The organism is Sporosarcina sp. Marseille-Q4063 (genome assembly GCF_018309085.1).
GTDB lineage: Bacteria > Bacillota > Bacilli > Bacillales_A > Planococcaceae > Sporosarcina.
The window spans coordinates 1,825,284-1,839,564 of sequence record NZ_CP070502.1; the positions used below are offsets into that span (position 1 = coordinate 1,825,284).

Below are 14,281 nucleotides of genomic sequence, written 5' to 3' on the forward strand. Positions count from 1 at the left end.
TAATTAAATTGGGTGGCACTCTATATACAAAGGAGTTGCTTTCATGTCAATTACAGATTTATCAATTAGACTTTTAGTCGCTTTTCTAACCTTGTTGGTGGGAAATATAGCGATGAAAACCTTAGAAAGTATAATGTTGATCAGAAATCACTAAAGCAGGAACTAAAAACGGTTGGGGTTACTTCTGTGTCTGATGTTTTTTATGCGCAAATGCAAAAAGATGGAACAATGTATGTGGCGAAAAATAATAGTGAAAATGGAGTAGCGACGCAACAAAAAGGAACCTCTTAATAAACGGTTCCTTATCGTTTATATTGTGCCCCTATCAATTTGTTCTTTCAATATTCGGATATTTGTCAATACACTTGCAGACATTTCTAGCGCAGCGTCTATGGCCTTTCCTTTTTCTTTCCCTAATTGTTGCGTAATATCGTTGAATAGTAAATCCATTTCATCAAAAATTGATGAAGATGCAATATTATAAAGACGTATATTTGAATATTTATTTGGTGCGAAAATAGCTGTGTCAATATAGGATTTAAAATTTCTTAACATGTCAGGAAGTCCGGCCATTAGCCGTTCCATCGCAATCCTCAGACCTTCAATTATATCTTCCATCTCTTCAATAGGCCGTCTTGCTTCTTTAGCAGCCCGTTTTACTTTTTCGTCATAATTAGTAAATATGCTCCAAAATAGACTCACTGGATTTCCGAAGATTGCTATATTTGTAGCAGCTTTAATCGCTAAAATTGCCGACTCCAAAAGCCCTTCAATTGCTCTAAGCGCACTTCTAATAATGACGATCAATGGCATCAGAACCGCCTTCGATTTATTCTTGAGTATGGCATGTACGATACCGACATGTAACTCTTTTAGCTTCATTCTATTGTCTAAGTAAGGGGAATCTTTAAGAGACACCCTAACTTTCTCTTGACTACTTGCTATAATATCAATCGAATTCGACTCTTTCTCAATATATCTCGCAGAACTTTGGTCAACTGAACTAAATACTTCTGCAATGGTACTAATTTGTTCGCCGTACATGGTTAATTGGCTGTCAACTTTCACTTTATTGTCTTGAATAATCGTATAATGTGCATCGAGTTCTCCTACTATTGCATCTACAAAGTCATGTTTTTTACTTTTAAATATGTCAGGTATCTCATTTCGGATAATATTTTGTGCACCCCGAGCAAGCTCGTTAACATCGTATCTAAGATTCATTAGAAATTCTTTAGCGGGCGCAAAAATGCTTTCAACACTAATATCCGTAGATGTAATATGTTCAATAACTTCTGCGGGTTTCGAATTAAGAATGTTGTTTAAAAACCTGCATTTTACTTCTGCAGTATTTAACAGTTCAACAAGCTTGTCAATGTACGATTTCATAATGTAACCGGTTGTCGTAATTCCTTTGAAAATCGGGTCGCCGGCTAGGTCTTCGAACAGCATTTGAAACATTTCCTGTAGTTGGGTGATGCGATGATCGAACTTGGCACTTTCATCTCGCACAATACGAACGGAATTCTCTACATAACCAGAAGCAATTTGCACGCGGCCCTTCACTTCAGACTTTATGCCTCTCGCCAGCTGACGCAAACTTTCCTCGTTAATTTGGATTTGCGTTGACTGACCGCCGTAAAGAGGTGCACCTGTCCAAATATTCGTCACAATATGATCATCGGCACCTACGTAAATATAGCCGTGGCCTGGTTCTCCTTTTTTGCCTATTTCTATTTTAAATTCACCGTCTATTTTTGCTTCCGGATACCCTTTATGGTTTGAAATAATCTCCGAAAACTTGGATACACCATTGTTAATGGCAAATACGTTTCCCGGTATGCGGTCGCTGTATCTCAAAGCATCCTGGGATGCCGTTAAAACGTCATATTTACTATAGTAATTTGTTATATTGGAATACTTTTTCGTTGAATCCATCATTCCACCCGGAAGTATCGCTGGATTAAGCGTTACTACTTTAACATGTGGATTTTCAATACCCACGGCATTTGCGTTTGCGCCGGCTAGAGAATTTCCTGTGACGGATGAAACCTCTCCAAACCTATCTGTTACATCTTTAAAATACTCTTTTGCAGCAATCATCTGGGCAGGTTCTACGTGACTTGGAAGTTGTGTATTTGTTTTCATCCAATCTCCGATGAGTTGATCACTTCCAACATAAACGACGGATAGCTCGTCGGTTTCCACATTTTTCACAGCCATAGCGTCAAGTCCGGTGAAAGTATCATATTCAGTGTCTATGACCTCATAATTCTTTCCATTAACGATTTCCACGTGACCAACATCATAATACTTATACGCATGGTATCCAGCTAACTGAACTAAATCCTTATCATTCGTACTCGCAGCACTGGAATTGTCAACAGTAGCATTCATACGTAACACCCCCTCTATTCCTTAATAATTCTTTCCGGTGAAAAATGACCCAATGTATTTTCTTTCGCGCCTATTCCACTTTTCGGGTCTATTAAGTTGTCATTTAGCATCACCGAATAGGAACCTTTTGGAATACCTTGCATTTCCCTGATTTCAGTGATAACTTTTTCGTGGATTACTTCATCCGGCTCAGTGTTTGCATCCTTCATATAAAATTCAATTCCTACAGCTACATTATCGGGATCATAATTATTGTTTTCCTCGAAAAATATTTTTAATTCTTTCCTTGTTAGTTCTGGGCTATTTATATACGTTTCAAATAACTCTTTAAACACATCACCAAAGGGAGTAATAAAATAGTAAGGAGTTGAAAAACCTGTTCCCATGACGTTTTCAATAGCTTTTATTGGAGTTCCTACAACAGGATACTCTAGTGTAAGATTTTCAAGATATTGGTTTAGCTTGGTAAACTCCTCATCAAAAGCCATGGCATATAAACCGCCTTTGATGGCATTTTCAACTTGCCCTTCTTGGGACCAAACGCTATCTATATTTATTTCTTTATTTTTCACATCAACCGGTACAATCGCAAATGTGTAGAAATGAGGTTCACCAACCGATTCAACAAACACAGATACCCCATCAGCTGCGCTGACGAAATTATGGATTATCACATCTGTTTTGTAATTCTTCATAAAAAAATTTTGAACTGCTTGCTCGACCTGTGCACGATTTTCTTCTGCTATTTCACCTGTTTCTTTACGGCTCCCCCGGAGTGTATATCCTACTCCGCCATATTCTTGTATTCTTACAAAGTTCTTTGTTTCATAAGCATTTCCCGAATCTAAATCGCGAGTATTGCATCCCACCAAAAGAAATGATATTCCAACAATAAGCAGAATAAATGTTTTTAATTTCATCTGAAAATAACCTTCTTTTTCACTCTTTAATAATCTTCTCTTTATCCGTTCTTAACGTATTATCTTTCGTTCCAATGCCTCTTCGTTTATCGACTAGATTATCATTTAATAGGATTGTATATTCTCCCCGTGGAATTCCATCCAATTCATTAAGATCAGATACAATCATGTTGAATAATTCATTATCTGGTTCGGCAGTAGCCTCTTCCATAAATAAATAAACAGTGATGATTGCATATTTCGTGTCGAATTCATTGTGGTGGAAGTATGACATGATATCTTCTTTGGATATGTTCGGATCTTCCAAATACATGTCTAAGATCGTCTCGAAAGTGTCTCCAACTGTACTCATATAATAGTAGGGTGTCGCGAACCCATCGGCTCTAACATTTTCAATCACTTCAATTGGTCTGCCAACCACGGGATAATTTTGGACGAGCTTATTAAAGTACTCATCTAACTTCTGGAACTGTTGATCAAAAGCCATTGCATAAAGGCCGCTTTGTATTGCATTTTCAACTTGTCCTTCTTGAGACCAAACGCTATCCGTTACCACTTCTTTATTTTTCACATCAACTGGAACAATGGCAAATGTGTAGAAGTGCGGTTCCCCAACTGACTCAACAAACACAGAAACCCCATCAGCTGCGCTGACGATATTATGGATAGTCACATCTGTTTTGTAGTTTTCCTCAAAAAAACCTTGAACTGCTGTTTCAATTTCAGCACGATTGTCTTTCGCAATTTCACCTGTTTCTTTTAGACTACCCCGAAGTTCAAACCCTTCGCCTTTATAGTCTTGAATCCTGACAAAGTTTTCTTTTTCATATGCATTTTGTTCATCTAGACTCCCCGGTTCACCGCTGTTCGTATTCCCCATTCCGACACAGCCCCCCAACAAAAATAATAGTCCAACTAATAAATAATAAATTTTATTCATTAAGGCAGAGCCTCCTCTTTCATTTAAACAAACAACAAATAGCTACTTCTATTAATTGTAATGTTATTGGAAGCTTTTGTGAAATAAAAATGAACTATAATTCCGCATTTTCTAAAAATGGTAGTTAGAGCACAGTCATTTTTATTGGTACATAATCCCTATCAAAATAATTAAGAAGGTAAATAATCATCTTCTACCGAAAACAAAATTATAAAAATGGATGACAAGTGATTAGTATACTTGTCATCCATTTATTTACCTAATTCCAGTCCCTTCAAATGTGTTTCCACCCTCAATTGTGCCTGAATCGAATCCTTTATAAAACCAATTTTTCCGTTGTTTGGATGTCCCATGGGTGAAACTCTCAGGAACAACATATCCCTGGGCGCGTTTTTGAATTGTGTCATCGCCGACTGCGCTCGCGGCCGTCAACGCTTCTTCCAAATCCCCTTCCTCCAATAAATTCATGCCCTGTGCATGATGAGCCCATACGCCGGCATAATAATCGGCTTGGAGTTCAAGCATTACGGAATACTCGTTGAACTCCTCTTGACTCAAACGCTGTCGCAATTCGTTAACTTTACCGCTTGTCCCAAGCAAGGTTTGAACATGATGACCCACTTCATGAGCAATTACATAAGCCATCGCGAAATCGCCCGGAGCTTGAAACTTGTTCTGCAGTTCCTGATAGAAACTCAGATCTATGTACAATTTCTGATCGCCAGGACAATAAAACGGACCGACTGCTGAACCCGCAACACCGCAAGCGGATTGAACACTATCCGAATATAAAACGAGTTTCGGCTCTTTGTACGTCATGCCTTTTTCAGCAAAAATATTTGCCCACACTTCCTCGGTATCTGCCAGCACGACTGATACGAACTCCACCAACTCCTTTTCTCCCTCTGTTTCTTCATACGCTACATTTTGATCCGTACCCGCCCCGCCTAGATTATTTAAAATCTCACCCGGATTTCCGCCCATGAATGTTATGATAAGAACGATAATCAGTCCGCCGATTCCGCCGCCTACGAGTGTCTTACCGCCCATGCCTCTTCTGTCCTCAACATTAGTGCTTCCTCTTCTACCTTTATATTTCATTATTATTATCCCTCCAAAAACTACTTCGGATTTCAGTACTCATGGTATACCCATTTTCTTGAAAATTAGTGCATTTTTTGAGGACATAAAAATAAGTTTTACTATTACAAGCAAGGGAATAATTAAAAACGATTTAATCCAATTTAAGGAGGAAAAAAATGAGGAACCTCTTAAAACTAGTAACTATCGGAATCATCGCGGGCATCGTGCTGGCAGGCTTTATGAAAACCATCCATCTTCTCACCGGCAATCAAGCCTATATACTCCTGTTCAATATGGATTACATACCATTATTAAAAGTGTTGCCACCGCTAACTATAATTGTCCTTACTTTTCATTTCCTCTTCTGTATCATTAGTGTCGTAGCACTATTTCACATTTTGAAAACGGTTCATCTTGAACGACGCGTTTCAATCTATTTGACTGTTTATACTGGCGGAGCAGCCGTTCTTTTCTTCTTGACCGCCTTAACTGAAAAACCGCCTGTGGTCACAGATGTATTCGCTTGGCTTTATTGGACAATTGGTCACGCAATCTACAGTTTGACTGTTGGTTATCTCATTAAGTACTGGCAATGACTTTTGCGAGTACTTTTAACTCTCTGTTCCATTCTTTCCCATAATCTATTGGCGTCTCTGATATAATATGGTTAAACACTTATACCCAGGAGAGATTTAATGGCCATACAAAAGTCGAATCTATTCTTCGTTTCGCTACTAAGCTTATTCCTGTTAGGGGCATGCTCGGACGAGTCCGTTGCAACTAAAGATGTGCAACCAACAGCTGCCGAACAAAAGTTGGAGAAGGAATTCGAAACAGCTGTAAAAGATTCAAATGCAGAGTTAGCACAAGAGCCAATTAAACTGACAAGCTATGCAGAGGAAGTTGGAGCTAAGTTATTACAACCGACCTACGAAAGTTTTGCTGTTAATGGATTGGTAACAATTGAAGGGACAATTGAGCAACATGAACAATTAAAAGAAAACTATGTTTGGATTCGGATTAACTTCAGTGGAGATACACTTTCTAGCAATTCACTAGAATACTATACGCCAATAATAGACGGGAAATTTAAACAAGAGACAACGCTTTTTAATGGAGAAGGAGACTATTACGTAACTGTACTTCTTCCCAGTAAAGACCAGGATAATTATTACTACGATTTGGCGAGATTCAATGTTTTCAATGTAAACCCAACTATCCATCGTGACATCACTTATAGTATCTCTGCGCTAGATGCAAATTTGGCTATTCAAGATCCTGATAGTGGATATGTCATAAGGAATAAAGTATTCAAGCTTAAAGGAAAAGTCGATACGATTATTGAAAATCGAAATGAAGTAATGATTGAACTCAAAAAAGACGGAGAAACTTGGAAGCATGTTATTCCTGTCAAGAATAATCAATTCACTTATGACATCCCCTTATTTTTTGGAAAAGGAGTTCATGAATTAAAAATCTATATTCCTGACAAGGAGAGGGATGGTTATTTTCAGGAAGGAACCGCCATTTATATCGACAATGAGTCGGATTTTATCGCGAAGCCAATTACCTACATGAAAGAATATGAAGAACGGGGGATTAATCTCGATTCGCCAACGTTTGGTGGTGAAGAAACGGACCTCACCTATCATTTAAAGGGAACAATCGACAAAAATGCCCCTTTCGCAAAAGAGACAACTCATCTTTACGTTACGACTAAAAAAGATGGAGAAGAAGCACTCGATGTTATTCCGGTTACGGATTACACGTTCGAAGACGATTTCTACTTGCGTTTCGGACCGGGTACCTATGAAGTAATCGTGAGTGTTCCTGAAATCAAGGAAGAAAACAGTAGTAAATTTTATTACTATGGTGTGGCGCAATTCGAAGTTGAAAACACTGCGACTGAAGATCTGCGCGATTTACTACCTTCACGGGGAGTTCAATCAGAATCTCCAGAAATCATCGCGATAGCAAATGAATTGATAAAGGATACAATGTCAGATCGGGAAAAAGCAAAAGCAGTTTATGAATATACAGCAAAAACAATATCCTATGATGTGAAGAAATTGAAAAATGACGAATTTGATTGGGACGATAGTGCACTAAAAGTACTCAATTTGAAAACTGGAGTTTGTCAAGATTATGCCTATCTTGCCATCGCATTGCTCCGTGCCGGCGATATGGAAGCTAGGTATGTAACAGGACATGCAGGGGCCGGATTTAGTCGTGCACGCCACGCATGGGTCGAAGTGATGGTAGATGGTGAATGGCTAACAATGGATCCAACGTGGGGTTCGGGTTATGTAGACAACGATACATTCGTAGCAAATTATACAGAAGACTACTTCGACCCAACTGAAAAAGCATTCGAATCGCACTTTCGATTTGGCGTAGAATATTAATTACGTATATTGACATAGAGGGGACAAAATAAGAATAAACTAGGTAAGGTGGAGAAAAACGACTTGTTTCCCTCCACCTTTTCTTTATGACTTAAATATCTGAAGCCACCCCTTATACTTAAACCACATCACCATGGCAGCGCCCGTAAAAAACATGACAGCTAGAACAATCACATACCCGTATTTCCAATGTAATTCGGGTATATGATCGAAATTCATCCCATACACGCCTGCGATGAAAGTGAGCGGGATAAAGATGGACGAGATAATTGTCAAAGTCATCATAATACTGTTCATCCGATTCGAATTAATAGATAACTGACTGTCTCTTATATCAGATGTTAGTTCTCGATTTGCTTCAATGATTTCCCCGAGCCGCAACAAATGGTCGTGAATATCAGTAAAATAAGCACGCTCATTAAAAGTAAGGCCTAACCTTTCCGAATGGAGCATCCGGTATAAAAGCTCGCGCATCGGAAAAATTGTTCGTCGTAAGCGCAGTAAATCGCTGCGAACCTCAAATACATAATCCATAGACAAATGGACTGTAGATGGTGATAATTGGTCTTCAATTTCATTCAAATGATCTTCAATTTTATACAGAATCGGGAAATAATGATCAACTACTTTATCGATGATTTGATAAACTTTAAACACATGACCACGTTCCCATTTTTTTGGATTCTTTATTATTTCTTGACGTGCATGCGTCAGTTCTTGAATATCATCATAATGAAAAGTTACAATGAAATTTTCACCAAGGAACAAATTTAGTTCTTCTGCAGTTAAATCCTCATGGCATATGGAATGCAGGACAAAGAAAGCATACTCATCATAGTAATCTAGCTTAGGTCGCTGTAAACGATGCAAACAGTCTTCAATTGCAAGTGGATGAAAATTGAATATCGAATGCAACATTGATTCTTCTTCCTTAGTAGGCTGATCAAAATCCACCCAGTACCATTTGAATGACCGATTTGAAATCTCGTCCAGTGGGAAGTCGAAAATAAGGTCATCGTCTATAGTAAGTCCCATCGTCCGTATCATTGGTCGATCTTCCTTCCTGTCAACTATCGTTAGAATGCTTGTCCATTAATTGAAACCCTCCAATCACTATTTGTCAATGTTCACAAGGTTAATCATTTTATTTACGATGCTTGTTTTTCCTTATAAAAATTTCTCTAACTTCAATTCCCATAAAAAAACTACTTCCTAATTCCTCGGAAGTAGTCAAACTGAGGCTTTATGCCAGAAACTTCAACATCTTTTCGGCTGCACTTTTTCCTTGCTGGACACAATCCGGAATGCCTACACCTTCATAACCCGCGCCGCAAAGGAAGACACCAGGTTTTTGGGTTACTAAGTTCTCCCTCAACTTTTTCAATTGTTCAATATGGTTTACAGGATACTGCGGCATCGAATGCTTCGCTCGAGTGATTACATGGGAATTTGGCGTGGCGGCGATGCCCATAATATTTTTTAAATCTTTTAGTACTTTGGCTAATAACTCCTCATCGGACCATTTAACCCATTGTTGATCTTTTTCCCGGCCAACATAACATCTAAATAGCAACTTGTTTTCAGGTGCCGCATGTAACCATTTGGAAGAAGACCAAGTACAAGCCGTGAGTACTGTACCTTCTTTCGCAGGGATGAGAAAACCGGTCCCATTCAAAGGAAATGAAATATCTTCTTTATCGAATGTCAATGCGATGTTTGCAACCGAAACATAGTTAATCTTCTTAAGCCAGTCGATGGATTTCACATCAGGTAAAAGAGAGGCTGCTTGTTGAGTTGGCAATGCCAAGACAAGACCATCCAATTGAAGTAAAGTATTGTCATCCAAGCGAACATCATAGCCATTTTCGATTTTGACGACTTCGGTTACTCCCTGCCCATTAATAATTCGAATTGACTTTAACTCTTCTGTTAATCGTTCAATTAATGTCGACATGCCATTTTTATAGGTCAAAAACATACTTTTAGTCGCGGTATTGGGCGTATTTGAAATGGGCGCATTTTTCTTCCCTGCGGCCATTCCCACTATAAGACTCCGATGCTTTTGTTCCATTTCGAAAAAGTTCGGGAAAGTCGCTTTAAGGCTAAGTGTCTGCGTATCGCCTGCATTGATTCCGCCAAGCAATGGTTCTGTGATATTCTCCAAAACTTCCTTTCCAAGTCGACGTTGGATGAAATGGCCAAGAGATTCATCGTCTAAATTTCTCTTCTTGGGAAGCAGCAAATCAAAAGCTGCCCGCAACTTTCCAAAAGGAGAGATTAATCCTGTTTTCATGAACGGCGTCAATTTTGTTGGAATCCCCAGCACAAGACCAAGCGGCATTTTATGCAATTTATTTTTATGATAAATATAATTCGTCCTTGCCTCCGGATTCGTACCGACCAACTCATCTTCAATTCCAAGCTCTTTTGTTAAAGAAATAATCGGCAATTTACGAGCAAGAAAAGAATCAGGTCCCTTTTCAATGATAAACCCGTTCCTGCGAAGCGTCTGAACTTTACCGCCCAACACCTTGCTTTTTTCAATTAACGTAATGTCAATCGGAATCTGCTGTTCGGCAAATAGCTTTTTCATGTAAAAAGCGGCGCTTAAACCCGTGATGCCTCCGCCGACAATAATAACTTTCCTGCTCGATTTGTCCAAAACAACTACATCCTTTCAAGAATCAGTTCAGAAACAATTACCTCAATGCTTTTGGAATATAGGCGCAGTAGGGATCGCTTTCCAAGTAGTCTCCCGTCACTGCATACGCTCGCGCTCTAGAACCGCCGCATATATTTTTAAATTCACAAACACCGCATTTCCCTTTCAACTTAGACTTATCGCGCAAGTCTTTCATGACTGGAGAGTTTTGATAGATATCCAATAGCGGCTGTTCTCGAATATTGCCGCACGCAATTGGCAGAAATCCGCTTGGATAAACAGCACCCGTATGGCTAATAAAAACAAAACCGTCGCCGTCATTTACCGGTTGAGGTGCCCTACCTAGAAAATCTGCTCGTTTGGGGCTGCGGTTCAAATGTTCAGCACTCAGACGTTTTCTCTCCTGCAAATAAACCCGTCTATAATGAGGCGCTTCGGTCGTCTTCACCCCGTAAGGCATTTTTTGTTGGATTTGAAAAAGCCATTTCATCACTTCTTCATGTTCTTCCGCGCTCACCATATCCTTTTGCATTCCCCTTCCCGTTGGTACAAGGAAAAACGTGCTCCAAAGAACAGCGCCCATCTCTTTCACTTTTTCAGCTATCGCCTCGAGATCGTGAAGATTATATTTCGAGATGGTCGTATTTACTTGAATAGGAATTTCCGCTTCCTTCAAAAATTCAATGCCTTTCATAGTTCTATCGAAAGATCCGCGCGTCCCTCGAAAATGATCATGAATTTCTGCACACGAACCATCCAAACTGAATGCCCAACGCGACAACCCGACTTCCTTAGCTTTTTGAATGGCATTACGGGTTACTTTTGGCGTAGCACTAGGCGTCATCGATACAGGAAGACCTTTTTCCTCAATCGAATACTTCGCAAGTTTAAAAAGATCCGGACGCATTAAAGGATCTCCCCCAGTAAATACGAATAGAGGATTATCCATTTCTGCAATCTGATCAATCAGGTCTTTCCCTTCCTCAAATGATAATTGATACGGATCGGCTGTATATTGCGCCTCCGCCCGACAATGCAAACACTTCAATGCACACGCGCGAGTCACTTCCCATATAACGATAAATGGGTGCACGTTAAAATCTCTTTCCTCATTTAAATTATGCATATTAAACACTCCTCTTATTTTGGAATGATAGTAGTAACTAACACCTTCCATATAAGAATAGTAATTAATCGACTATGCAGCTGTGATAAGCATCACTATAGGAACAACGTATTGTGTCAGTAATATTAACGTTTAAGGAAATACCATTCGGGAACAGTTTAGTAGATTACTTATTATTCGAATGGAGGAATCAACTTGACTGAAAACCGCAATGTAAATGAGACGAGTAAAGATGAGCAGTTGGAAACTTTTCGTTCTTATGACAAAGATGAAAAGCTAACGACAAATCAAGGGCTCCGAGTCTCTGAAGATGAGCATTCATTAAAATCTGGTGTTAGAGGGCCAACCCTACTGGAAGATTTTCATTTACGTGAAAAAATCATGCATTTTGACCATGAAAGAATTCCGGAACGAGTTGTTCATGCGAGAGGATACGCAGCCCACGGGGAATTCGAATTATACGAATCAATGAAGGACTATACGAAAGCGAAATTCCTTCAAGAACCGGGTTCTAAAGTTCCGGTATTTACTCGATTCTCTGCAGTTACAGGAAATCGTGGCTCTGCAAATACCGTGCGAGACGTACGCGGTTTTGCAGTGAAATTTTATACGGAAGAAGGAAATTATGACCTAGTCGGAAACAATATGCCGGTTTTTCACATTCAAGACGCGATTAAATTTCCGGATCTCATACATGCAGTAAAACCGGAACCGCATAATGAAATGCCGCAAGCTGCGTCTGCACATGATACTTTTTGGGATTTTGTTGCTAATAACCAGGAATCTGCACATATGGTCATGTGGCATATGTCCGATCGCGCAATCCCCCGAAGCTATAGAATGATGGAAGGATTCGGTGTGCATACATTCCGTTTGGTAAACGAAGAAGGAAAAGCGCATTTCGTTAAATTTCATTGGAAACCTAAACTCGGCGTCCATTCCCTTGTCTGGGATGAAGCGCAGAAATTAAACGGTAAAGATCCTGATTTCCACCGCCGTGATTTATGGGATTCGATAAATCAAGGAAATTTTGCTGAATTTGATCTTGGCGTTCAACTTATTGAAGAGAAAGATGAGTTCATGTTTGATTTTGATATTTTAGATCCGACAAAAATATGGCCTGAAGAACAAATACCCGTAAAATTAATCGGGAAAATGACATTGAACCGCAATGTCGACAATGTTTTTGCGGAAACAGAGCAAGTTGCCTTTCATCCAGGTAATGTTGTTCCGGGAATTGATTTTACGAATGATCCACTTTTACAAGGTCGACTCTTTTCCTATACAGATACTCAACTGATTCGTCTCGGCGGCCCGAACTTTCATGAACTGCCGATCAATCGTCCTGTATGTCCATTTCATAATAACCAACGCGATGGGTACGGCAGACAAACGATCAACGTTGGACAAGTGAGTTACCATAAAAATTCGTTGGCAGATAATACGCCCGAAACCTCAACAGAAGATGAAGGCGGCTATGTCCATTACCAAGAAAAAATAGATGGCAGAAAAATTCAAGCGCGCAGTGATTCATTCAAAGATCACTTTTCCCAAGCCCGTCTTTTTTGGAACAGCATGACACCGCCTGAAAAACAACATATTATAGATGCCTTCAGTTTTGAAGTCGGGAAAGTGAAAAATAAAGATGTTAAACAGCAAGTCGTTGATATGTTTGCCAATGTTGAACGAGCATTTGCTACAACAATTGCGGATGCAGTCGGCGTTAATCCGCCGGCAGCTGTCGAAGAATCAAAAGTAACTGAAACTTCACCAGCATTAAGCCAGGAAGCGACAGCAAAGCTCCCAAATACGCGTAAAATTGCTGTGTTAATCGGCAACAATTTCGACGAAGATGAAGTGAAATCAGTTGTTGATGCGTTATTAGGCGCAGGTATGATTGTTGATATTGTTAGTGAAAAACTAGGTGAGGTTCACAGCAACGATCAATTAACTATCGAAGTGAATGAAACATTCTTAACGGTCCATTCAGTCTTATATGACGGTTTATATGTTGTCGGAGGCGAAGCGAATAATCCGAAAAAATTTAAAAATGACATGGCTGATTTTATTAATGAAGCATTCCGTCATTACAAACCAATCGGCATCGCAACAACCGCCAAACAAATATTTTCGTCATCTGAAGCAGAACCAGGAATTGTTGTCGCGGATGAAACCGATAATTTCAATGAAGATTTCATTGCGGCAGTAGCAGCCCATAGACATTGGAATCGTGAAATCGTTAAATGATATTGAAACATAAAGAGCATCAGCCCAAAAATACTGGCTGATGCTTTTTTATGGATAACAACAGTAGGTCAGCGCTTTTCTTAATTGTTGTTCTACCAGTTTTCTTGTCGATCTTCGGTATTACGTTGATTCCTTCGAGAAGAAGTGTTGCGACTTCTGTTAGACCAATTCGGTTTATTACGGGGATCCTGAGACATTAAGTTTTCTAATCCCGAGCGATCAGTACTTCTCTTCACTTTTTGTATTTCATCTTCAAAAAATAGCGACATGTTGTCCCCCTCCTTTCTAGCTTATTGAGAGAAAGAAGATTGAGTTTACAAGTAACTTAACCTTATAGGACAATCCCTCCTCTCCCTTTAAGGTACGCCGTTGTTCCAAGGGCGGGGGGGACAAGTGCTTTGATGCCCAATAGCGTTGCACGGAGGTACAACGCATTGTCAGATTCTCCGCACCTAATTTGGTACTAATAGAACAGGTCTAATCATATTCTTAATAAAGAAA

10 protein-coding genes and 1 pseudogene are annotated in these 14,281 nt (G+C 39.5%); 4 read left to right on the plus strand and 7 right to left on the minus strand.

The window, feature by feature from the left end; all coding sequences use genetic code 11:
- Positions 1 to 111: 111 nt before the first annotated feature.
- Positions 112 to 291, plus strand: a pseudogene (locus JSQ81_RS09365) (YetF domain-containing protein); the annotation flags it as partial.
- Between the two features lie 18 nt (positions 292 to 309).
- On the opposite strand, the gene JSQ81_RS09370 reads toward JSQ81_RS09365, so the two are convergent.
- The 4 genes from JSQ81_RS09370 to JSQ81_RS09385 all read right to left on the minus strand — a co-directional run bounded on the left by JSQ81_RS09370 (position 310) and on the right by JSQ81_RS09385 (position 5,358).
- A complete protein-coding gene (locus JSQ81_RS09370) occupies positions 310 to 2,397 on the minus strand; it encodes an SA1320 family protein (RefSeq protein WP_212607352.1) in 2,088 nt (695 codons plus the stop codon).
- A gap of 14 nt (positions 2,398 to 2,411) precedes the next feature.
- The gene (locus JSQ81_RS09375; protein ID WP_212607353.1) at positions 2,412 to 3,317 is read right to left on the minus strand and encodes a DUF1672 family protein; all 906 of its coding nucleotides are present in this window, start codon (positions 3,315 to 3,317) and stop codon (positions 2,412 to 2,414) included.
- A 19-nt stretch (positions 3,318 to 3,336) separates the two neighbouring features.
- Positions 3,337 to 4,257, minus strand: coding sequence for a DUF1672 family protein (locus JSQ81_RS09380; RefSeq protein WP_212607354.1), 921 nt, complete (start codon positions 4,255 to 4,257; stop codon positions 3,337 to 3,339).
- Positions 4,258 to 4,512: 255 nt separating this feature from the next.
- The gene (locus tag JSQ81_RS09385; RefSeq protein WP_212607355.1) at positions 4,513 to 5,358 is read right to left on the minus strand and encodes a KPN_02809 family neutral zinc metallopeptidase; all 846 of its coding nucleotides are present in this window, start codon (positions 5,356 to 5,358) and stop codon (positions 4,513 to 4,515) included.
- 158 nt (positions 5,359 to 5,516) lie between these two features.
- Between JSQ81_RS09385 and JSQ81_RS09390 the strand changes: the two genes are divergently transcribed.
- Positions 5,517 to 5,936, plus strand: a complete 420-nt coding sequence (locus tag JSQ81_RS09390; protein ID WP_212607356.1) for a hypothetical protein — start codon at positions 5,517 to 5,519, stop codon at positions 5,934 to 5,936.
- A 99-nt stretch (positions 5,937 to 6,035) separates the two neighbouring features.
- Positions 6,036 to 7,745 (plus strand): transglutaminase domain-containing protein, encoded by a 1,710-nt coding sequence (locus JSQ81_RS09395; protein ID WP_212607357.1) that lies wholly within the window; start codon positions 6,036 to 6,038, stop codon positions 7,743 to 7,745.
- A gap of 84 nt (positions 7,746 to 7,829) precedes the next feature.
- Here JSQ81_RS09395 and corA read toward each other — a convergent pair whose 3' ends face one another.
- The 3 genes from corA to JSQ81_RS09410 all read right to left on the minus strand — a co-directional run bounded on the left by corA (position 7,830) and on the right by JSQ81_RS09410 (position 11,533).
- A complete protein-coding gene (gene corA / locus JSQ81_RS09400) occupies positions 7,830 to 8,792 on the minus strand; it encodes a magnesium/cobalt transporter CorA (RefSeq protein ID WP_212607358.1) in 963 nt (320 codons plus the stop codon).
- A 196-nt stretch (positions 8,793 to 8,988) separates the two neighbouring features.
- The gene (gene hemY / locus JSQ81_RS09405; protein WP_212607359.1) at positions 8,989 to 10,407 is read right to left on the minus strand and encodes a protoporphyrinogen oxidase; all 1,419 of its coding nucleotides are present in this window, start codon (positions 10,405 to 10,407) and stop codon (positions 8,989 to 8,991) included.
- 37 nt (positions 10,408 to 10,444) lie between these two features.
- Complete coding sequence (locus JSQ81_RS09410) at positions 10,445 to 11,533, minus strand: TIGR04053 family radical SAM/SPASM domain-containing protein (protein WP_212607360.1); 1,089 nt, start codon at positions 11,531 to 11,533, stop codon at positions 10,445 to 10,447.
- 195 nt (positions 11,534 to 11,728) lie between these two features.
- Here JSQ81_RS09410 and JSQ81_RS09415 point away from each other — a divergent pair, with 195 nt between their 5' ends.
- On the plus strand, positions 11,729 to 13,780 hold the full coding sequence (locus JSQ81_RS09415; RefSeq protein ID WP_212607361.1) for a catalase: 2,052 nt from the start codon (positions 11,729 to 11,731) through the stop codon (positions 13,778 to 13,780).
- Positions 13,781 to 14,281 lie beyond the last annotated feature (501 nt).

What these genes read in the sequence shown, in the direction of transcription:
- JSQ81_RS09370 (WP_212607352.1), bottom strand. Translation starts at nt 2,397, where the DNA reads ATGAATGCTACTGTTGACAATTCCAGTGCTGCGAGTACGAATGATAAG.
- JSQ81_RS09375 (WP_212607353.1), bottom strand. Translation starts at nt 3,317, where the DNA reads ATGAAATTAAAAACATTTATTCTGCTTATTGTTGGAATATCATTTCTT.
- JSQ81_RS09380 (WP_212607354.1), bottom strand. Translation starts at nt 4,257, where the DNA reads ATGAATAAAATTTATTATTTATTAGTTGGACTATTATTTTTGTTGGGG.
- JSQ81_RS09385 (WP_212607355.1), bottom strand. Translation starts at nt 5,358, where the DNA reads ATGAAATATAAAGGTAGAAGAGGAAGCACTAATGTTGAGGACAGAAGA.
- JSQ81_RS09390 (WP_212607356.1), top strand. Translation starts at nt 5,517, where the DNA reads ATGAGGAACCTCTTAAAACTAGTAACTATCGGAATCATCGCGGGCATC.
- JSQ81_RS09395 (WP_212607357.1), top strand. Translation starts at nt 6,036, where the DNA reads ATGGCCATACAAAAGTCGAATCTATTCTTCGTTTCGCTACTAAGCTTA.
- corA (WP_212607358.1), bottom strand. Translation starts at nt 8,792, where the DNA reads ATGATACGGACGATGGGACTTACTATAGACGATGACCTTATTTTCGAC.
- JSQ81_RS09410 (WP_212607360.1), bottom strand. Translation starts at nt 11,533, where the DNA reads ATGCATAATTTAAATGAGGAAAGAGATTTTAACGTGCACCCATTTATC.